The organism is Aquimarina sp. U1-2 (genome assembly GCF_017897595.1).
GTDB lineage: Bacteria > Bacteroidota > Bacteroidia > Flavobacteriales > Flavobacteriaceae > Aquimarina.
This window is the reverse complement of record NZ_JAGKIK010000006.1, coordinates 178645-200490: the sequence shown is the minus strand read 5'-3', so window position 1 is coordinate 200490 and position 21846 is coordinate 178645. Positions and strand designations below refer to the sequence as shown.

At 34.6% G+C, this 21846-nt stretch carries 16 protein-coding genes; 4 read left to right on the top strand and 12 right to left on the bottom strand.

The genetic code is table 11. The features are described 5' to 3' along the window. Window positions 1-8: 8 nt before the first annotated feature. Window positions 9-497, bottom strand: a complete 489-nt coding sequence (locus J8281_RS10215; RefSeq protein ID WP_210197514.1) for a MarR family winged helix-turn-helix transcriptional regulator — start codon at window positions 495-497, stop codon at window positions 9-11. Window positions 498-948: 451 nt separating this feature from the next. On the opposite strand from J8281_RS10215, the gene katG reads away from it, so the two are divergent. The 3 genes from katG to J8281_RS10200 all read left to right on the top strand — a co-directional run bounded on the left by katG (window position 949) and on the right by J8281_RS10200 (window position 4571). Further along, the gene (gene katG / locus J8281_RS10210; protein ID WP_210197513.1) at window positions 949-3198 is read left to right on the top strand and encodes a catalase/peroxidase HPI; all 2250 of its coding nucleotides are present in this window, start codon (window positions 949-951) and stop codon (window positions 3196-3198) included. A 327-nt stretch (window positions 3199-3525) separates the two neighbouring features. Then, window positions 3526-3993, top strand: coding sequence for an ankyrin repeat domain-containing protein (locus J8281_RS10205; protein ID WP_210197512.1), 468 nt, complete (start codon window positions 3526-3528; stop codon window positions 3991-3993). Next, entirely contained in the window at window positions 3990-4571 is a 582-nt protein-coding gene (locus J8281_RS10200) for a hypothetical protein (protein ID WP_210197511.1), read from the top strand. The genes J8281_RS10205 and J8281_RS10200 overlap by 4 nt, the downstream gene beginning before the upstream one ends. Here J8281_RS10200 and J8281_RS10195 read toward each other — a convergent pair. The 10 genes from J8281_RS10195 to rplM form a co-directional block, all read right to left on the bottom strand. Continuing rightward, entirely contained in the window at window positions 4568-7117 is a 2550-nt protein-coding gene (locus J8281_RS10195; protein WP_210197510.1) for a DUF3857 domain-containing protein, read from the bottom strand. The genes J8281_RS10200 and J8281_RS10195 overlap by 4 nt on opposite strands. A gap of 68 nt (window positions 7118-7185) precedes the next feature. After that, the gene (asnS, locus tag J8281_RS10190) at window positions 7186-8625 is read right to left on the bottom strand and encodes an asparagine--tRNA ligase (protein WP_210197509.1); all 1440 of its coding nucleotides are present in this window, start codon (window positions 8623-8625) and stop codon (window positions 7186-7188) included. 785 nt (window positions 8626-9410) lie between these two features. Further along, entirely contained in the window at window positions 9411-11810 is a 2400-nt protein-coding gene (locus tag J8281_RS10185) for an RND family transporter (RefSeq protein ID WP_210197508.1), read from the bottom strand. A gap of 179 nt (window positions 11811-11989) precedes the next feature. Further along, the gene (locus J8281_RS10180; RefSeq protein ID WP_210197507.1) at window positions 11990-14431 is read right to left on the bottom strand and encodes a DUF5686 family protein; all 2442 of its coding nucleotides are present in this window, start codon (window positions 14429-14431) and stop codon (window positions 11990-11992) included. Window positions 14432-14520: 89 nt separating this feature from the next. Further along, on the bottom strand, window positions 14521-15084 hold the full coding sequence (frr, locus tag J8281_RS10175) for a ribosome recycling factor (protein ID WP_210197506.1): 564 nt from the start codon (window positions 15082-15084) through the stop codon (window positions 14521-14523). Window positions 15085-15149: 65 nt separating this feature from the next. Continuing rightward, window positions 15150-15857, bottom strand: coding sequence for a UMP kinase (gene pyrH / locus J8281_RS10170; protein WP_210197505.1), 708 nt, complete (start codon window positions 15855-15857; stop codon window positions 15150-15152). Window positions 15858-16393: 536 nt separating this feature from the next. Then, window positions 16394-17215, bottom strand: a complete 822-nt coding sequence (gene tsf / locus J8281_RS10165) for a translation elongation factor Ts (protein WP_210197504.1) — start codon at window positions 17213-17215, stop codon at window positions 16394-16396. Between the two features lie 162 nt (window positions 17216-17377). Next, a complete protein-coding gene (gene rpsB, locus J8281_RS10160) occupies window positions 17378-18217 on the bottom strand; it encodes a 30S ribosomal protein S2 (protein WP_210197503.1) in 840 nt (279 codons plus the stop codon). A 165-nt stretch (window positions 18218-18382) separates the two neighbouring features. Continuing rightward, complete coding sequence (rpsI, locus tag J8281_RS10155; protein WP_210197502.1) at window positions 18383-18769, bottom strand: 30S ribosomal protein S9; 387 nt, start codon at window positions 18767-18769, stop codon at window positions 18383-18385. After that, a complete protein-coding gene (gene rplM / locus J8281_RS10150) occupies window positions 18769-19224 on the bottom strand; it encodes a 50S ribosomal protein L13 (protein ID WP_210197501.1) in 456 nt (151 codons plus the stop codon). The genes rpsI and rplM overlap by 1 nt, the downstream gene beginning before the upstream one ends. Before the next feature lie 523 nt (window positions 19225-19747). Between rplM and J8281_RS10145 the strand changes: the two genes are divergently transcribed. Then, on the top strand, window positions 19748-20971 hold the full coding sequence (locus tag J8281_RS10145; protein WP_210197500.1) for a serine hydrolase: 1224 nt from the start codon (window positions 19748-19750) through the stop codon (window positions 20969-20971). A gap of 63 nt (window positions 20972-21034) precedes the next feature. Here J8281_RS10145 and J8281_RS10140 read toward each other — a convergent pair whose 3' ends face one another. Continuing rightward, on the bottom strand, window positions 21035-21745 hold the full coding sequence (locus J8281_RS10140; RefSeq protein WP_210197499.1) for a LytTR family DNA-binding domain-containing protein: 711 nt from the start codon (window positions 21743-21745) through the stop codon (window positions 21035-21037). Between the last annotated feature and the right edge of the window lie 101 nt (window positions 21746-21846).

The following is a 21846-nucleotide window of genomic DNA, read 5'->3' as shown; positions in this document are numbered from 1 at the left end:
TATATAAACTATATGTTTTGATTATATTTTTCGAGTATACGTGTACTCAACGATTTATGTGCAAGCTGATTTTCGAGATAAGTCAAATGGCGCGTCAGGCTTGTAGCACTGGCTTCGGTGAGCCATTTTACCTGTTCGTCGATAACTTTCCAAAGAGGAAGTAATTGCTGAAGTAATTTTTTTCCTTTCGGAGTAAGTTTGAATATTTTTTTCCGCTTATCCACAGTGTCTACAGTATACGTAACCAGCTTTCTATCTGATAACTTTTTTAATGATTGTGTAATGGCGGGTTGCGTATAACGCAGTGCTTCCTGAATATCGGTAGTTGTCGCATACCCTTGATCTATAACTACCTTGAATATCGGAAACAGATAGGGATCAAAATCTATTTGATGGGCATCATATACAATCTGGATTTCTTTCATCATTAGATCACTAAGTCTTTTAAACCTTGAACCTAATCCTAATTCACCATATTCCTGTAATTTATCTTGCATAAGTATTTATATAAGTACCTATGTAAAAATAATAATTTAATTTTAATGTAAGGGGTATTTTAACTTTTGAAGTATTTGTAATCCCTTAGTCGCCAAGTAAGATGAGAAAATTTATGTTTTCTCGCTTTGTTAACAATTATGAAAATTGTATTCCTGCTATACTTTTAGTTATTATCTTTATTGATACTGTTAAAAGGCACATTACCCCCGAGGGCAGCTTTGAAATTGAAAATTTATTTTCAACCAGTGTTCTGTGAGCTTGTTCCGAAATAGTTCACTAGACTCGAAATACCATATTATGTAATAGGACGACATAACTTCTGTAGCAATGCAATTTATAGGAGTACAACATAGTTAAATAGATATTAATTATTATAAAATAAATAACTATAGTTAATAATTATTGTACTTTCGAAATAATTAAAAAATACAAATCTTTTAAATTTTCGGTATGGATAGAGATAATCGCACAGAATCATCACCAAAAGGTAACGTATGGGATATTAATGATAGCATGGCTTCATGTCCTTTTTTAAACGGATCGCACAAACAAAGTGCGGGTGGGGGTACATCAAATAGAGACTGGTGGCCCAATCAGCTTAAATTGAATATTTTGAGACAGCATTCAGCACTATCAGACCCTATGGATGCAGATTTTAACTACGCTTCAGCATTTAAAAGTCTTGATCTTGAGGCTGTAAAAACAGATCTTCATGAATTAATGACCGATTCTCAAGATTGGTGGCCGGCAGATTATGGTCACTATGGCCCATTTTTTATTCGAATGGCTTGGCATAGTGCGGGTACCTATCGTATTGCCGATGGTCGAGGGGGCTCTGGCTCAGGAAGTCAACGTTTTGCACCGCTAAACAGCTGGCCCGATAACGGTAATCTCGATAAGGCTAGATTGCTTTTGTGGCCTATTAAGCAGAAGTACGGCAAGAAAATTTCATGGGCAGATCTAATGATTCTTGCAGGAAATATAGCTTTAGAATCCATGGGTTTTAAAACCTTTGGTTTTGCAGGTGGGCGTGAAGATATCTGGGAACCTGAAGAAGATATTTATTGGGGGTCTGAAACCGAATGGTTAGGAGACAAACGATACGAAGGAGACAGAGAGCTTGAAAATCCCTTAGGCGCAGTGCAAATGGGATTGATATATGTCAATCCGGAAGGACCTAATGGAAACCCTGATCCGGTAGCATCGGCCAGAGATATACGAGAAACTTTTGGTAGAATGGCGATGAACGATTATGAAACTGTTGCGCTAGTGGCTGGTGGTCATACATTCGGAAAAGCACATGGCGCAGCAGACCCCAATCAATATGTAGGAAGAGAACCAGCCGGTGCGAGTATTGAAGAACAAGGATTAGGTTGGAAAAATACGTTCGAAAGTGGTTTTGGAGACCATACGATTACCAGTGGTATAGAAGGAGCCTGGACTACAAAACCTACGCAATGGAACAACGAATATTTTGATGTATTGTTTGGCTATGAATGGGAACTCACCAAAAGTCCTGCGGGAGCACACCAGTGGAAACCTACAGCGGCATCAAAAGCAAAAATGGCTCCAAGGGCACATGATTCTTCAAAAACTCAAGATTTAATGATGACTACTGCAGATATGGGGCTCAAAATGGATCCAAACTACGAGAAGATTGCCCGACATTTTCATCAAAACCCAGATGAGTTTGCAGATGCTTTTGCCAGAGCCTGGTATAAACTTACCCATCGTGATATGGGTCCGGTTTCTCGTTATCTAGGACCAGACGTACCACAAGAAGAGTTAATTTGGCAAGACCCAATTCCGGAAGTAAATCATGAGCTGGTAAACGATCAAGATATTGAGCATTTAAAAGGCAATATACTTGCTTCAGAATTATCTATTTCTGAACTGGTAATGACTGCTTGGGCTTCGGCATCGACATATCGCGATTCGGATAAACGAGGAGGAGCCAATGGAGCCCGTATTCGTCTCGAGCCTCAGAAGAGTTGGGAAATCAATACCCCTGATCAGCTTTCAAAAGTGATAGGGCTTCTCGAAAATATTCAACAAGATTTTAATAACAATACATCCGGAACTAAAAAAATCTCATTAGCAGATGTCATCGTATTGGGTGGATGCGCTGCTATCGAACAGGCTGCGAAAAATGCTGGATATCATGTTACAGTACCTTTTACTGCCGGAAGAACCGATGCGTCTCAACAACAAACAGATGTAGAATCATTTGCCGTGCTTGAACCCAAGGCTGATGGTTTTCGTAATTACGTAAAAGGTGATTATGATATTTCTGCCGAGGAGATGCTTATAGACAAAGCACAATTATTAACACTTACTGCGCCAGAAATGACGGTTCTAATAGGGGGTATGCGAGTTCTGGGTACTAATGCCGATCATTCTCAACACGGAGTGTTTACAAATCGAAAAGCATCACTTACTAATGATTTCTTTGTGAATTTACTAGATTTGAGTACCACCTGGAGAGCAGCTTCTGAGTCTGATACGATATTCGAAGGTCGTAATCGCACAACAGGTGAGCTTGTATGGACGGGTACTAGGGTAGATCTCATATTTGGATCAAATTCTGAATTGCGAGCGCTGGCAGAAGTATATGCCAGTCAAGATGCAGAAGAAAAGTTTGTAAGGCACTTTATAAAAGCCTGGTCTAAAGTTATGAATCTCGATCGCTTCGAAGTGTAGTAGTTTTGTACAATAGTAAAAGTATTCATAGGGTGATTTCATTAAAAATCACCCTTTAATTGGATCCGGTTTATGTATTAGAATTTCGTTATGAGGTTTGAAAATGCCACGACAAAGCATTGCTTTGGGCGAGATTTAGCGTTGAAAGTATTTTCTAAGTTTCAGCATAGCACCGCTATGGTGACACTTAAAAATGCAACGTAGTGCTTGGTTTTGCAGTAGTTTCAAGCCGTAATAGATTTTCTAATACATAAAGCGGATTAAATAGTATGCAATAGGCTAAATTAAGATAAGTATATAATACATTCACAAAAATAAAACACACTTATGAATTCTATTTTCGACGCCATCAGATCTGGTAACATCGATAACGTAAAAAGTATATTACAACATAACCCAGAGCTTGTTCACCACAAAGATGAAAGGGGTTTTAGCCTATTAGTATTAGCAACATATTACGGTTTTGAAGACATTACCAAATGCATTTTGAGTTACCATCCTGATGTGAATGCAAAAGATAGCTCTGGTAATACAGCGCTTATGGGAGTTAGTTTTAAGGGTAATTATGCTATTGCAAAGTTGCTCTTACAAGCAGGAGCAAACGTAAACGAAACAAATTTTAATAATGCCACAGCATTAATTTATGCAGCTACATTTGCACATAAAGATATTATTATGTTATTACTTGAACACGGAGCAGATATTTCTGCAAAGGATAGTACAGGGCGTACTGCAGATACGCATGCCAAAAACCAAGGGTTAGAAATTCCAGAATTAGCTAACCTTTCTTTGTGAATCTGCCAGAAAACATAGTAGCTATTAAATCTGTCACGATCAGATCGATTGCCATTAATAGGCGATTATTGATATCTTCTTCTGAAGTTCAAACTTTTGAATCCTTTTTAAAAGATACCATTAAAGATGAGGTTTTAGTGGTAAATACCAATATCGGAATTGAAGTGTACTACCATTCTAGTAATGATTATGGTAATTTTATAAAAGAAAGTGTTTTATTATATACTTTAAAACGAGTTGATCCCGCCAAATTAAAATTTAGAAATAATAACAACAGATCAAAAGTTTATCAAAGTTTTTATGAAGCATTATTAACGTTTGCAAAATATCCACAGCTTTTTTTGGCATACACTAAGAAATTTATTCATATTAAAAACAAACATAGCGCGAGCACGTATATTATACCTGTTCTCACCAGCTTTTTTGAAGAAGTGCTTAGGATATTAGAAGACACAGATAATCTACCACATTCAGAAAAAATCAAAAGCGCTAACGATAAATTACATAGAACGCGTCTTGATAAGTCATTGATCAAAAGTTTAATTTCTGAGATTTTATTAAAGAGTCGTTATAATTAAAATATTTTTTTTCCAGTATAAACTTCTGTAAAAGTAGATTTTACTCGTTTAGAGATTAAAAAATAGGGTACCCAAATTGCCATAGATATAAAAGATCTTCCTATTTCTTGATATAGCTGCATTTTTTCAACTTCAGAGTACATAGCCTTATTTAAAATAAGAGCCAAAATTGTATCCGTTAAGATGAAAATGAAAGTAGCAACATAAAAAATAATAAAAAGTCTAGGTAAAATAGTTCTTCGAAAATAGAATAACACTATTATTAAAATGGAAAATACTAAAAATGCTGAGTTATATATAATCTCTACAATTATCAATAATGAATTGAATAACTCATTAAAGCTGCTATGATCTTTGATAATATACATCCAAGTCGAAGTACTAAAAAAGTTATCGAACTCTCTGTAAAGTTCTAAAATTGTACGAATTGGAGTTATTGTAATACCTATTGCGACAAGAATAAGCCAGCCTCCGATTTTTTGACTTTCATTTTTGGAATTTTGCCCTTGTATATTATAAGAGGTGAAGATTCTGATCGCAAAAAAAACAAATATACCAAGAGAAACAATAGCCAATAGTATTAAAATCCAGCTAGTGGTATTATTCTCTGCGACAGCATTAGTATTGTAGGTTAAAATATAGGAAAGATTTTTTCGTATTTTTTCGTGGTTAGCTATAAAGTTTGATGTAGTTTCAGGATATATATAATTTTTAAATGTTTTGTATGTATGATTTAGATTTATTTTTCTATATAAGTATTCTACATTATAAGTATACCTAAAATTTTCATCTTCTATTACTGATCTTTCTGGTGTCACATTCCAATCCTCGGGCAAATTAATAACAATTTTATGTTCTAAATCTACTGGATATCTTATATAATATGGCATAGTTCTTTCTGGTGACTTATCCACATTAATATGAGATTCTAAGTTTAAAGGATAAAATTCACTATAAAGTACATGCTCGTCTTCTTGTGACTTTATCCATAGAGAATCAATAAAATAAGCTTCTTTAACGGTTATTTCATTTTTATTAGATCTATGATCTATAAACTCAATTTTAGAAAATTCTCGAATACTTGGATAAAGCGCACTATAAAAGTTTAAATATTCTTTCGAAATTTTATTTCTATCACGTTTTGCAAAAAACTCTCTTTGTTCATCTGCGCTTGCTCCAGAATATTTAGTCGTAATATAAACGTAAGCCGTGCCGCCAATTTTATCAATGTCGTATTCTTCTAGTATTTTAACATTATTATTAGCAGAGAAATTTATTTTTGTTAGATCTTGCGCTCCCTCTTCGAGTAAAAGACCTACTTTATAATCAGGGGTGTATAGATTTTCAATAGTTCCTCCTTGATTACTAATTGTAGGGTCAATGTAGTACGTAATTTCGTTTTTTACTACTTGCACTATACAATGATTAAAAATATTAGGAGAAGGTAGCTCTTCAGGTATATTCTTGCCGTTATACGAATGAACTAAGATAGGGTTTGCTTCAATTCCGAACATTTTTAAGGTCTCGGCTAATAAAAATGATTTCGATTTACAGTCCCCATACCTTTGATCGAAAACTTGATTTGGGCATGTTGGTATGTGCGAATTAAAACCGCCTTCAAATCCAAGATATCTGATATCATCCTGAACAAAAATTCTTATTTTTTCTAATATCGAGTCCTTTGGAACATTTTCAAACAGTTTTTCTACTTTTCTTTTTAATAGCTTTTTATTCTTTTGGTTAATTCTATAATGCTTATTATATTGATTAATAACTTTTTTCCAAGTATCATATTCTGATATGGAAACGTTTGGTATAGGATCATACCAAGAGGGCGTATTTTTATCATAAATTATAGATTCTAAATTAGTAAGTTTCCATTGATATGTAATTATATTTCCATCTTTTCTAACATTAGCTTCAGGCGAACTATTAAAATATTTAAAGTTTAACTTCCTGTCTTTGTTTATGTGCAATTTGTGATGTAATAAGCCCACGGGAATTACATGTTGAAAGTAAATTTTACCATGATATTTATTCTCATATACTGGATTAGAACCTATGATTGTATAAGAATAATCAATAATATCCCCTTTTCTTACATCGGTGAGGTTTATGAAAGCTGTAATCGTACCGTCATACAGAAATCTTTCCATATTACTTTCCCTCTGGACAGTTTTGATATCTTTTTTGTCCAACTTATTTATTAAGTTTCTGTTTCTAATGACATCGATTCTATGAAATATTAGCTTCTGGTAAGATGGGTCAAAATCTACATTTAAATCCGAAATTTGCTGAATACCTTCATTATTCAATATCTCGACAGTATAATGCGAGAAAAAACTTTGATTATCTATATTGGTCTGAAAATCTATTAGATGGTAGTAATATCCAGAGTTACCATAACTTGATTGAGAAATATTAGTATTAAGATTTTCTACGGATTCTATCCAATTAGGTGTCGGGGCAATAACAATGTCTTTCTTTTGCCCTAGAATGTTTAAATATGTTATTGTCATCAAGGAAAGAAGTACAAATCTTTTCATAAAAATTGATTTTTATACCTCTTGAAAGAAAGTTGGGGCTCTTTCAAAAGAAAATGTATATTTAAAATTTAAAACTCTGCATTTAACGGAGTTCTAGGATAAGGGATAACGTCGCGAATATTACTCATTCCGGTAACAAATAGTACCAAACGCTCAAAACCGAGTCCGAAACCACTATGTGTACAGGTTCCAAAACGACGTGTATCCAAATACCACCATAATTCTTCTTCAGGAATGTTGAGATCTGCCATTTTTTCTTTTAAAACATCTAAACGCTCTTCTCGCTGTGAACCTCCAACAATTTCGCCTATTCCCGGGAAAAGAATATCCATGGCTCTTACTGTTTTACCATCTTCGTTTAACCGCATATAAAACGATTTGATGTCTGCAGGATAATCAAATAGAATTACAGGGCATTTAAAATGTTTTTCAACTAAAAACCGTTCATGTTCACTTTGCAGATCAGCTCCCCAACCTTCAATAAGAAATTTAAATTTTTTCTTTTTATTAGGTTTAGAATTCTTCAAAATGTCGATAGCCTCGGTATAACTTACTCTCTTAAAATTATTTTCAAGTATGAATTTTAACTTGTCTCTTAAAAGCATTTCTGCTCGCTCTGCTTGTGGCTTCTGTTTATCTTCTTGCACCAAGCGATTTTCTAAAAATGCTAAGTCATCCTGGCAATGTTCCAGAATATATTGAATCACATATTTAATAAAATCTTCAGCCAGATCCATATTTCCATCAAGATCACAAAAAGCCATTTCGGGTTCAACCATCCAAAATTCTGCCAAATGACGAGATGTATTCGAATTCTCTGCTCTAAACGTGGGGCCAAAAGTATATACTTGCCCTAATCCCATAGCATAGGTCTCTGCCTCTAATTGACCCGACACGGTAAGATTGGTTTCGCTGCCAAAAAAATCCTCTTTGTAGTCTACTGCCCCATCTTTTAAGGGAACGTGATTTAGATCTAGATTTGTTACTTTGAAAGCTTCTCCTGCACCTTCAGCATCACTTTTGGTAATAATAGGAGTATGTACATGGTAAAAGTCATTTTTTTGAAAATATTCATGTATAGCGAATGATAATTTTGATCGTACCCGCATAATAGCACCAAAGGTATTTGTACGTACTCTTAAATGCGCCTGTTCTCTTAACTTTTCTAAAGTATGCCTTTTGGGAGATAGAATCGTTAATTTTAGTTCTTCAGGATCAGCATCCCCTTCGATATAAACCTGAGTAACTTGTATCTCTACCCGTTGCCCCTTACCCTGACTTTCTACCAATGTACCGATAACCGCTATTGCAGCTCCAATATTGATTCTGTTTTTTATAGATTCATCAATAGTATCATCATCTAATACACATTGAATATTATTGATAGTAGATCCATCGTTGACCGCGATAAAACGATCATTTCGAAAAGATCGAACCCATCCTTTTACAGTTACAGGTTGTAATAGTTGATCACTTTGCAGTACTTCTACTATTTTAGAATGCTTCATTATATACTGTGTTTTGCAATAGCTTTATTGGCATTGCCAAAGGGTCTAATACTCCCTCTGGGACCTGCCTCAAAATTATAATTCAGTTTCTTACAACTACCTCGCAGGCTTATCCCGAGTTAGTTTATGACTTGAATTCAATAAAAATCCAACTCTTAAAAATTTGAAGCTGTAAAGATAATTTTTTAATCTGATTGAAACATACTTTGGCGAATTCAAAATTTAAATATTCAAGCTTTATCTGATAATTATAGTTTAGACTCGTTTTGTGCGTCAGAAAATGGATTACATCTTGAAATTTGACGTTTTTTGAAAATATGATTCTATGCGAAAAACCGTAAAATGAAGTATTAGAATAGCAAAACATCAAATTTTTTAAGGTTTTTGATGTAAAATATATGTTTCTGATCGAATACTTTTTTAATGTAATTAGTTGACTATCATTATTTTAAATAGTTATAACGCCTACGTTGATATATTAAAATGTGTTAAATTCTGACTATAATTAAAAAAAGGGGATTTTTCCCCCCTAACAGCTATTTCATAATATAAAAAGGGATAGTATCTTGCTTTTGCAATTATAACGATTGTGTTTACGTTAAGTTTAGTTCGATAGGTTTTGGGGTAATCTATCTTACATAAGTCCCGTTAGAATGTTAACGGGGCTTTTATTTTATATTCATCATTTTGATAATACTCGATACTTAAGATTTAAATAAGCCTAGGTTTATCTCTAAACAAAATTAGTTTTCAACTAATGCGTTACGGGCTTGCTCTCAGGCAATTTACTTTTCAGAATTTTCTATTTCTTCTTCATTAGGAATAATCTTAAGCGTAGGCTCTTTTAGCGTTTTTTTATTAGCAATGCTGCGTTCTAACGAAAGTAATAAAGAGGGGAGTAGTAATAGATTAGCAAGCATAGCGAACAGCAAAGTTGTTGATACCAAACCACCTAAAGCTTTTGTGCCTCCGAAACTAGAAATCATAAATACTGAAAAACCAAAAAATAGAACTGTTGATGTATAAAACATGCTCACCCCAGTCTCACGCAAAGAGGAAAGCACCGATTTTTTGATTCGCCAGTGATTTGATTTTAGCTCTTGCCGGTACTTTGCAAGGAAATGTATGGTATCATCTACAGAGATTCCAAAAGCAATACTAAATACCAATATTGTAGAGGGTTTTATAGGTACGCCAAGATATCCCATAAGGCCGGCGGTCATCAATAGAGGTAATAAATTTGGAATTAATGAAATCACTATCATTTTCCACGACCTGAACATCCAGGCCATAAATAATGCGATTAAAAGTACAGCAAGACCGAGAGACAGGGTTAGATTCCAAACTAGATATTTTGTGCCTTTTTGAAAAATAAGCGCTTTTCCTGTAAAGGAAACATCATATCGATCTTTGGGGAAAATTTTTTCTAATTTAGGTGCAAGTGCAGCTTCGATACGATCCATCTCATCGGTACCTACATCTTTCATAAATGTGGTGATTCTGGCATATTGATCTGTAGAATCTACATAGCTTTGCATAACACCATCTTGCGATTCAAAATTTTTGATATAGGGTAATATAAAATTTCGCTCCTGACTCGTCGGGATTTGATAATATTTAGGATTTCCATTGTAAAATGCTTGCTTCGAATATTTTACAAGGCTAACGATAGAGATGGGTTTTGATAATTCGGGTGTTTCTTCAAGTAATTCCTGAAGTTGTTCCATACGTTTAAGTGTAGCTAGTTTCAATACCCCTTGTTTTCGCTTGGTATCTATAAAAATTTCTAAGGGCATTATGCCATCAAATTCTTTTTCGAAAAAAACAATGTCTTTATAGAAATCAGCTGTTTTGGGCATATCTTCCAGTAAACTACCTGAAACCTTGATGGTATAGATCCCAATAATGCTAACAATTAATATAATTACTGAAGAAAAATATATGGTAACTCGCCTGGTTTTTACCATATTTTCCATCCAGTTTACTAATTTTTCCATCCAGGCCTTACCCAAATGTTCCAGATGCCTTTCTTTTGGTTGTGGCATGTAGCTATAAATAATAGTAATCACCAAAAGACAAAGTATAAAAAGAGCGATGATATTTAATGAAGCTACAATGCCAAACTCTTTTAAAAGTTTACTTTCTGTTAAGGCAAAGGTTGCAAATCCTGATGCTGTAGTGACATTAGTCATTAAGGTTGCATTGCCGACTTTGGTAATAACCCGTTGTAGTGATTTGGCTTTGTTCCCATGTTTTTTAATTTCTTGTTGATATTTGTTAATCAGGAAAATACAATTAGGTATACCAATAACAATGACCAAGGGAGGAATAATCGCCGTTAGTACCGTGATTTCATACTCCAAAAGTCCCAAGAGCCCAAAAGCCCACATGACCCCGATAATAACAGCCGTCATCGAGATAAAAGTAGCACGTACCGATCTAAAAAATAAAAAAAATATTAGTGATGTCACTAATAAGGCAGCCAGAATAAAAATAGAAATCTCATCCATGATATTTTGAGAATTCAACGTTCTGATATATGGCATTCCAGAAACTTTTACATCGAGATCATTCTCAATTTCGAATGCTTCTACAGCAGGCTGTAAAACATCTTGGATAAACGTTTTTCGTAATTTGGTGTTTACAATATCCTTTTTTAAGTACAAAGCACTTTGTATGGTATGGGATTTTTTGCTGTATACTAATCCTTCGTAAAATGGTAGATTATTAAAAAGTTCATTTTCATATCGCGCAACTTCAGCTTTAGAATAGCTGGTGTCTTTTATAAAAGGTACAAGTTCGAACCTGGCAGGATTGTCTTTTTTTTCGAGGGTTTTTAGATCGGCGAGCGAGATCACCAAATCTATTTCTTTATATTTTTTAAGCGAATTATTGAAATCATTCCATGCGCTGAACTTTTCGGGTGTAAAAAGCGAGCTATCTTTGACAGCCATTACGATTAAATTCCCTTCTTCACCAAACTTGTCTAAAAATTTTTGATATTGAATATTTATTTCGTGATCATCTGGAAGCAGATTAGCTTCAGAGTGAGAAAACTTCATATTTTTCCATTGAAAGGCCAGATAAATGGTAACCCCTATGATGGTTAAGAATATGATCGCCCTATTACGAAGTATGATACCGGCCAGAGCATTCCAAAATCCAAAAGTGAATAATTTTGTCATTCCTTTACTCAATAATCGAGATGTGTTGCCTTTTAAGCTTGTCCCGATATTAAAGTTGTTAATCAACTAATGCCTCGAGGTATTACCATGAAGCCGTTTATATTCCTGTTGCAAATGTAACGATTTGAAGAAAGACTAACGCTTAATTTACATAATAAAAACATATTAATCACAGGTCTTTACAGTTTTAAATAAAATGTAAATTTAAAAGAGAGATTATCTGCAAAGGTAGAGAGGTGATAGGCCCCATATCTATAGGCAAAGCTTAATCCGAAACCTGCAAATAGTTTGTTAATTTCAATACCTGATTCTTGATACAACTGTTGTAGAGAATTAAAAGTCACCCCTTGATGATTTTCAACATTTTCTATATCACCAACTGCATATCGCGAAATGAATACCAATTCTGGTTTGAGCCAATGGGCTATCTGTACTGGGGGTATAGCATGTTTTATTTGAAGAGTAGCAAGCTTATCACTAAAAAATTCACCAAAAAACATAGTTTCAAAAGTACGGCGACCTGCTACTGAAAATCGCTGCAAGACGGTTTCTTTGGTTGGGGCGTTAGGATATGCATGGTATAAATGAGTTAATGGTACATCACCTATCGCCAGGTCGGCTTCAAAAAGAAGGCTTGTTTTTGACAGGTTGATGCGATTAATAACATATTCGGCCTTGATACCCAATTTATTATAATTAAAATTGCTATCAAATATTCCTTTCAAACCACGAGTGTATTGTGCTGTTACTTTGGGATATCCTTCTTGAATTTCTTGTATGCCCTTTGGGGTTTTTAAAAACTTGCTAAACGGACTCCATCGCAGAGCTAGTGTAGCTTCAGCTATTTTATAGGCAGAAAATGCGTTCCCTTCATTTAAAAATCTATAGCTACTCGTTTGGTTAATATTACTTACCGATAGTTCGGTTTCTGATAAAAGTTTCGGAAAAATCTGATGTTGCAGCCCGGTTCTCCACGTTCGATGTTTATAATAAAAATCAATATTCACCAAACGCGGTTCAAACAGGGAGTACACTCTTCTATCTGTTAGATATTGAAAGCTACCTACTTCACTTATATCATCGGTATAGTTAATATTAAGCCAGGAGTTCGATTTTTTTCTTAAAAGAATACCGCCCCCTAGTCCAAATTTTGATCTTGAGTCTCTAAAACCATAGGCTAGATACCCCTCTAACCTCAATCTTCTAGAAAAATTAGTGTTCGTCATTCCTCCCACGCCAATTCGTACTCCCTCGTAATTGTTATATTTAATGGGGTAGGTAAGATCAAAATTAAAAAAACCAACCGGAAAATATCCCAGGCCAAAACTTTGTAGAACTTTAATTTTACGTTCAATATTTTGAGCTTTTACAATACTATCTACCACACCAAAAGAATTGATATCTTTTTCAGTCATGGCGCTTGTTCGATATTGATTCCAAAATTTCTCAGACCTGGTCGTAGCCTCTGGGGATATCTGGATAGCTGCTGCTCCTTGTTTTATTTTTAATGCTGGATTAATTTGAAGATCAAATACATCGGTAGTTGAGATTAAAAAGTTATTGTTACCTGTAAATGTTTTTTGGTTTTTGGCTAAACTTCCTACTGATATTTGACCTCCAAAGAGACTAACTTTTTGCCTTCCGATCCCAGGTCGTATCGAAATTTCTTGCCGACTGGGAAACCAGATTTTTTGATTAGTCATATATTTGAAATCATGCATTGCCATGACATCAAGCTCTCCTCGTAGTTCAATAATTGCTTTTTGAATGGCCAACGTTTCTCTATCTATGTATAGCACGCCTTCCAGACTTGCATATTTCTTAGTTTTTCTAGGCTGAAAAAGTATAACAAAAGCCGGATTTGGGCTTTGTGTTGTATCCAGAACTTTATAGTAGTAATTTTTTAAAGCGCGATTAGATAAGGGCCCTACATATTTATTATTGAAAATGGTATAATCTTCTGTATAGAGAGAACTTGACTGTATTTTTATAGCGAGCACATCGTAGACTGGTTTTTTGAAACCTGTCATTCTAGAAGCTAATACGGTTTCTTTTTTTCCGGTTTTTTTACTGAAAAGATGTTCGCTTACCTTCTCTGATAAAAATGAATGAGATTCGTTGATAATTCTTTCTATAGCTACATTCGTAGTATCAGGAGTATCTAATTTGGCCTCGTTATCTTCAGTAATTTTAAATTTATGATAGCTTTTATACCTGTAGCTAGTTAACGATGTATTTGAGTTATTATCATTCTTTCTTTTTATGGCTTCTTTTATAATGTTACTTGCGATATTTTGAGTGGTTTTAAGATTTACCGCGGGTAATTTTTCTTCGCTAGGTGATAAGAAAACCTTAATTTTTTTATCAGAACTTTCTTTAATTTGTAAGGTTTTGGTTTTGTATCCAACGTAACTAAAGATAAGATCGATAGGTTGTTGATTGCATCGGATTGTAAATTCTCCTTCTGAAGAGCTAAGAGCGTATGATGAACTACTGGTTTTTACCGTGGCAAATGGAAGTGGTTTATCAGTACTTGCGTCAATGACCACACCGCTAATCGAAACCTGTGATAGTAAGATAAAAGGAAAACAAAAGAATACACAAAATAATGGGTTCCGCATTAGACTAACAAAATTCAAAAACTGAAGGTACAAAAAAGCGTTTCCACAAAGAAAACGCTTTTTTAAGGTAAATATGTATTTAGAAAATGTTAAACCGTCATTATTTCTTTTTCTTTTACGGTAAACATTTCGTCTATTTTATGAATAAAGGAATCTGTAAGTTCTTGAATATCAACTTCGGTATTTTTTGCCATGTCCTCAGATAATCCTTCCTTTTCTAATTTCTTAATTTCATTGTTAGCACTTTTGCGATCGTTTCGAACTCCTACTTTAGCATCTTCGGCTTCAGATTTTGCCTGCTTTACCAGTTCTCTACGTCGTTCTTCTGTTAAAGGAGGAACATTAATAATTACGCTCTCACCATTATTCATGGGGTTAAACCCAAGATTGGCCGTTTGTATACCTTTTTCGATTTCTGAAATTAGAGATTTTTCAAAAGGTTGAATAGTTATTGTACGTGCATCTGGAGTAGTTACATTACCCACTTGATTTAAAGGAGTAGGGGAGCCATAATACTCGACCATCACACCCCCGAGCATTGCTGGCGAAGCTTTTCCTGCTCTAATATTAAGTAATTTTTTTTCTAAATGAGTAATGGCATTTTGCATTGCCTCTTTAGTTGAATCTAGAATAAAGTTAACTTCTTCGTTCATTTTTTTAATTCTTTTCTGTTTTAACGAATTACCAATTTTTGTGATCTCTAGAGATAACGTTAGGATTAAAGATTTACCCGAGTACCTACTGACTCTCCTGAAACTACCTTAAATAAATTACCGGCTTTGTTCATGTCGAAAACAATAATGGGTAATTCATTTTCCTGGCTCAATGTAAATGCAGTAGTATCCATAACTTTTAATCCTTTACGCAATACATCATCAAAGGATATAAAATCGAATTTGGTAGCATCAGCATTTTTTTCGGGATCAGAGGTGTAAATACCATCAACTCGAGTTCCCTTTAAAATCACATCGGCATTGATCTCTATTGCTCGCAACACAGCAGCAGAATCTGTTGTGAAGTAAGGATTACCAGTTCCTCCTCCAAAAATAACGACTCTACCTTTTTCAAGATGTCGCAACGCTCTTCTTTTTATAAAAGGCTCTGCTACTTCGTTTATTTTTATTGCAGATTGTAACCTCGTAGGAATTTCGGCATCTTCTAAGGCGCTTTGAAGTGCAAGACCATTGATAACGGTAGCAAGCATACCCATGTGGTCTGCCTGTACTCTATCCATCCCTTTACTTGCACCGGCAACCCCTCTAAAAATATTGCCTCCTCCGATAACTATAGCTACTTCAACTCCTTTATTAGTAATTTGTTTGATTTCATGTGCATATTCGGCTAATCTGTTAGGATCGATACCATATTGGCGTTCCCCCATAAGAGCTTCGCCTGATAGTTTTAATAATATTCTTTTGTATTTCATTGCAAAGTGTAACGGTGATACAAATATAATGATATTCTTAATTTACAAAATATAGGAGGTATAATAGTAATCAAAATTGTGGTTTAGTAAAAGCCTTATATTCCTATAGTCTCAAGAGCATGGATTAAACAGCCTAAAACCATAGTGTAATTTGGGGTAACTTGCCGGTTTTTGATAACTTGCTTTAGATATTTAAAATGCTGCAGTGGCGATAAAGCCTTATAAAAAATGGGGTCTTTTCCCCTATGCAGTGTATTGGTTTGTTGTAAATAATGTTATAGGTTTGTGATGTGGAAAACAAAAAAATGAGGGGGATGAGAAATATTTTTGAAATAGGACTTGCACAGTTGTTTAGACTAATTGGGGAGTTAGTCTTTATTTTGGGAGCAAGGCTTTGAGGTAATTCAAAGTTTTGTATTGTGGAAAACCACGTCAAACAATATTTTGAAAAATGAAGAAGAAAAAACCGCTTCTGGATACAGAAGCGGTTTTTAATTTTTAATAGTGATGGTATCACTATTCTATTCGGTATTAGGTTATCCTAACGCCACTCTTTCAAAAGCAACAACAGATACGTCACCTAATGTTTTTACATAATCTGCTACACTTTGCTTATTGTCTTTAATAAATGCTTGGTTAACCAGTGTATTATCTTTGAAAAAACGCTTTATTTTACCTTTGGCAATATTATCTAGCATAGCCTCTGGTTTTCCTTCTTGTCGTAACTGATCTTTAGCGATCTCGATCTCTTTTTCTATAATCGATTGATCAACACCGTCTTCGTTAAGCGCTACCGGATTCATGGCTGCAGCTTGCATAGCCACGTCTTTGGCAACCGCTTCGGCTCCATCTGTTGAGCCCGAAAGACCGGTTAAAACCCCTATTTTATTGCCAGCATGAATGTAAGAGCCTACAAAAGGAGCCTCTAAAACTCTAAAATCACCAATTTCAATCTTTTCACCGATAACTCCAGTTTGTTCGGTTAATTTATCTTGAACAGATATACCGTTAAAATCCTTTGCTAATAAATCTTCTTTGGATGAGGCGGTCAAAGCCAATTCAGCCAACTCATGTGCCAAAGAAACGAAAGTTTCATTTTTACCTACAAAATCAGTTTCACAATTTAGAGAAACGATCACACCTTTATTTTTAGCATCATTTACTTTTGCAATAACGGCACCTTCTGTAGATTCTCTATCGGCTCTGTTTGCAGCAACCTTTTGTCCTTTTTTTCTTAAAATTTCGATTGCTTTATCAAAATCTCCATCAGCTTCTACAAGTGCTTTTTTGCAATCCATCATTCCTGCACCGGTAGCTTTTCTTAATTTATTTACTTCTGCGGCTGTTATCTTTGCCATATCTTTAAATATTAAATGTTGTCGTGTTTTTTTATCAAAAGAGTCGTTTAGTTACTATTTCACAAGTAAAGAACTAAACGACTCTTCAATTTTATGCTAGTGTTAAACTTTCTATTGCTATAACTTTAGCACTAACGGTAGATTGTTTTGTGGCCAATCTGTTTATTCTTCCTCTTGCTTTGCTACTTCTGCAGCTACAGGTTCTTCAGACTTAGTTACTGCTTTATCGGCTTTTGCCGGAGCTTCTTTCGCTTTTGGTTTGCTTTCAGCTTTTGCTGTACTATCGTCTTTTTTAGGTGCGTCTTTAGAAGCTTTTCTTTCGTTCAAGCCTTCAATAATAGCATCAGAAACATAGGTCATTACTTTGTCTATAGATTTTGAAGCATCGTCGTTCGCTGGAATTAAATAGTCAACCTGACGTGGATCAGAATTGGTATCTACCATAGCGAAAATAGGAATGTTTAATTTCTGTGCTTCTTTTACTGCGATGTGTTCTCGAGTAATATCTACAACAAATAATGCTCCGGGTAAACGCGTCATATCAGAGATCGAACCCAGGTTCTTTTCTAATTTTGCACGTAAACGATCTACTTGCAGACGTTCTTTTTTTGATAATGTATTAAAGGTGCCGTCTTTCTTCATTCTATCAATAGAAGCCATTTTTTTAACGGCTTTACGGATGGTAACAAAGTTAGTAAGCATTCCACCAGGCCATCTTTCTGTGATATAGGGCTGGTTAGCTTTGCTTGCCTTTTCGGCTACGATTTCTTTAGCTTGTTTTTTGGTTGCGACAAAAAGGATTTTTCTGCCAGATGCAGCGATTTTTTTCAAGGCTTCGCTTGACTCTTCAATTTTTGCAGCAGTTTTATATAAGTTGATGATGTGAATACCGTTACGTTCCATATAAATATATGGAGCCATATTAGGATCCCATCTTCTTGTCAGGTGTCCAAAATGCACACCTGCATCAAGTAATTCTTTTACTTCGATATTGTTTGCCATTTTTGTAATAGTTTACGTTCTGTTGAATTAGCAATGCTCAAGTGGCTACATTTTGTAAGGCCTTGCGCATTTAGATGCTAAACTAACCCTCATCAAAGAGGTAACAACAAATACATTTTTTAGTTTTAAATTATGCTTTCAGCAGATACTGAAACGAGTTCAGCATTAACGTTTAGAGAACTGGAATTTCTTACGCGCTTTCTTCTGACCGAATTTTTTACGCTCTACCATTCTTGGGTCTCTGGTCAATAAACCTTCTGGTTTAAGAATTGATCTGTTTTCTGCGTCTATCTCACACATTGCTCTGGATATTGCTAAGCGTACTGCTTCTGCCTGACCAGTAACACCCCCACCGTATACGTTTACGCTTACATCGTATTTATCTTCGTTACTTGTTAAAGTAAGAGGCTGATTTACTTTGTATTGTAAAGTAGCGGTAGTGAAATAGTCATTAAGATCTTTCTTGTTTACTGTGATCTTTCCTGAACCATCTTTAAGGTAGACTCTTGCCACAGCAGTTTTTCGACGACCTATTTTATGAATAACTTCCATTACTTAAATTCTTTTAAGTTAATAGTTTTAGGTTTTTGAGCATCTTGATTGTGTTCTGCACCCGAATAAACCTTTAAATTGCGGAATAAAGCTGCTCCTAATTTGTTTTTAGGCAGCATTCCTTTTACCGCTTTTTCGATTAAACGCTCTGGATTTTTGTCAAACAATTCCTGAGCAGTAAGACTTCTTTGCCCTCCAGGATATCCAGTATGACGGATATATGATTTATCTGTCCACTTTTTTCCTGTTAAGTTGATTTTTTCGGCATTAGTAACAATAACGTTATCGCCGCAATCAACGTGTGGGGTAAAGTTAGGCTTGTGCTTACCTCTAAGTAGTATAGCTACTACAGAAGAAAGACGCCCTAAAGTCTGTCCTTCAGCATCTACATGCACCCAATCTTTGGTAACGGTTGCTTTGTTAGCCGATGCTGTTTTGTAACTTAATGTGTCCACACTAACTAATTTTACGTATTAAACATTCCTTTTCCTATATAAAATAGGCGTGCAAATGTACGATTATAAATTTATATAGCAAACCGCAAATTGATATTATTTGTAAAGTATGATTCGTTGGTTTTCAGAAAGATGAAGAGTTATGAAATCCTTGTTATTCATATTTTGATTACCAACAGGGTGTTGTGCTAATTTTTGATTATATCCAGAGTATGCAGTATAAAATCCCCGCCTGCCACTTTATTAGAAAAAGGCGGGCAGGTATTACGCCTTGAAATACCTTCAAAAACAAATGCTGCACTGTATTTTTCAATATCACCGTAGGAAGTGCTACGATGAAATTGAGAAAACACTTTCTTGTATTGTTATTTTACCCTTCATAACGAAATTCTGATACATAATTCGAGTTAAAATGTAGTAGAGAATGTAAACTATAAAACACAAGGATACTCAAAGTTCATAAACCGCTATTATTTCAAGTTTGTTATAAAAGTTGTATACATCTTTAAAATTTAAATGTATTTTGCAATCACCTAGATTTTTTGATTTGAAGAATACTTTTTACATATTTTGTAGTGTACTTTTGCTACTATCTTGCAACACTTCGGCACCTATTAAAAACGTAGAAATTGAAGAAAAAGCACCCAAAGTTTCTAAACAAGATTCGCTGGACTTTTTTTTAGCACATTATGAAAAGTTTTTTGCGACTAATTTTAATGTTTCAGAATGTCCTGGGGCTGCTGTTGTTATTGTAAAGGATTCGACAGTTGTGTACAAGAAAGGTTTTGGCGTAAAAAAAATAGGTACGCAGGATTCTGTAGATGTGCATTCTGTTTTTAGGATAGCGAGCTTGTCCAAAGGTATGACTGCCATTCTTGCCGGAAACCTTGTGGATCGTCATGAATTAGAGTGGAATCAATATGTGAAAGCGTCTGTTCCTTCTTTCAGTTTAAAAGATCGAGATCAGGCGGGTCGACTTCGGGTGAAACACTTATTATCGCATACAACCGGATTATATCCTTATACATATACAAGACTTATCCAAAATGGATTCTCCCTGGATCAAATTATAAAAAGATTTAGAAGAAAAGGTGTCGTTTCTAAAGAAGGGGTGAGCTACGGTTATCAAAATGCTATTTTTTCGGTTATTGAAAAGGTTATAGAAAATCAGGTAGAAAAATCATTTGATAGTCTATTAAAGGAAAGAATTTTTACACCCGCCACTATGCTGAATGCTTCAAGTACCTACGAAGAAATCAAGGCGAATAACAACGTGGCTCTACCTCATTCTTATAATCATTATTCAAAAAAATATAAATTAGATAGGTTGCACAAAAATTATTACAATGTGGCTGCAGCAGGTGGTATTAATGCTTCTATTTCAGATATGGGCGAGTATTTGAAAATACTCTTAGGTAATCGACCAGACATTATATCTTCATTAAGCTTGAAGAAAATTTTTAATCCGATAATATGTACCAGCAGTGATGACACCTATGTTAACTTATGGGACGGTGTAAGTGATTCGTACTATGCCATGGGGTGGCGAGTCCTGGAGTATCGCGGACGTAGAATTATGTATCATGGAGGTAATGTAAATCAATATAAAACGCAACTGGTAGTTGATCCAGATAACAAAATTGCTATGTGCGTATTGTTTAATGGTCCAAACCCATTTAACGGACCGGTAATTCCTACATTTTTGAATTACTATGATTTTTATTTAGATACGACATCAAAGGACTAGCTACCAAAAATCAGGGTATCATGCATACAAAATTACATTCATTAAGAATCCCAGATGAGCTGATTATAGTTTGTGGTTGTTCAGTAATTCAAATAGCTTTACTTTGTAAGTATCGCCAATAGGTAACTCTTTACCGTTAATCATGATAGTAGACGAAGTCGTTTTCTCAATATGGCGTATTGAAATAATGAATGATTTATGAATCTGCACAAAATTTGTATCTGGTAAACTGTTTTTAATACCTTTTAACGTATTGTAAGTTATTATTTGAGTATTCTTTAGATGTAACGCGATGTAATTTTTTAATCCCTCGATATATAAGATTTCGCTAATCTTTATCTTCTTCAAATTATTTCTGCCATCGGTTTTGACAAAGACAAAATCGTTAATGATACTTTGATTCACGACAGATTTTTGATCTAAAGTAATCTTTTTTAATGCTTTGTAGAACCGTTCAAAATCAAAAGGTTTTAATAAGTAATCTGTAGCATTAAGATCATAGCTTTCTAAGGCAAATTGCGGATATGCTGTGGTAAAGATAATTTTAATATGTTTCTTAATAATCTTTGAAAGCTGGATTCCGGTAAGATTTGGCATTTGAATATCCAAAAATACCAAATCAACATCTTTTTGTTCAAGAATTTGCAGTGCTTCTAATGGATTAGTCGTTGTAGCTACTAATTCGAGAAATGCTACTTTTTCAATATATTTTTTTAATAAACGTATTGCGGGCGGTTCGTCGTCTACAATTACACATTTAATAGATGTATTCATACGTTTAAATCTTTTTAGTTGTTTGAAAACGAAATAATTAAAAAATTGAGAACGTATGTAGGCATTACGCTCTCACATTAAAAATTTTAAACATTCCCTTT

Coding starts and splice junctions, on each gene's coding strand:
- J8281_RS10215 (WP_210197514.1), bottom strand. CDS start 497: ATGCAAGATAAATTACAGGAATATGGTGAATTAGGATTAGGTTCAAGG.
- katG (WP_210197513.1), top strand. CDS start 949: ATGGATAGAGATAATCGCACAGAATCATCACCAAAAGGTAACGTATGG.
- J8281_RS10205 (WP_210197512.1), top strand. CDS start 3,526: ATGAATTCTATTTTCGACGCCATCAGATCTGGTAACATCGATAACGTA.
- J8281_RS10195 (WP_210197510.1), bottom strand. CDS start 7,117: ATGAAAAGATTTGTACTTCTTTCCTTGATGACAATAACATATTTAAAC.
- asnS (WP_210197509.1), bottom strand. CDS start 8,625: ATGAAGCATTCTAAAATAGTAGAAGTACTGCAAAGTGATCAACTATTA.
- J8281_RS10185 (WP_210197508.1), bottom strand. CDS start 11,810: ATGACAAAATTATTCACTTTTGGATTTTGGAATGCTCTGGCCGGTATC.
- J8281_RS10180 (WP_210197507.1), bottom strand. CDS start 14,431: ATGCGGAACCCATTATTTTGTGTATTCTTTTGTTTTCCTTTTATCTTA.
- frr (WP_210197506.1), bottom strand. CDS start 15,084: ATGAACGAAGAAGTTAACTTTATTCTAGATTCAACTAAAGAGGCAATG.
- pyrH (WP_210197505.1), bottom strand. CDS start 15,857: ATGAAATACAAAAGAATATTATTAAAACTATCAGGCGAAGCTCTTATG.
- tsf (WP_210197504.1), bottom strand. CDS start 17,215: ATGGCAAAGATAACAGCCGCAGAAGTAAATAAATTAAGAAAAGCTACC.
- rpsB (WP_210197503.1), bottom strand. CDS start 18,217: ATGGCAAACAATATCGAAGTAAAAGAATTACTTGATGCAGGTGTGCAT.
- rpsI (WP_210197502.1), bottom strand. CDS start 18,769: ATGGAAGTTATTCATAAAATAGGTCGTCGAAAAACTGCTGTGGCAAGA.
- J8281_RS10140 (WP_210197499.1), bottom strand. CDS start 21,745: ATGAATACATCTATTAAATGTGTAATTGTAGACGACGAACCGCCCGCA.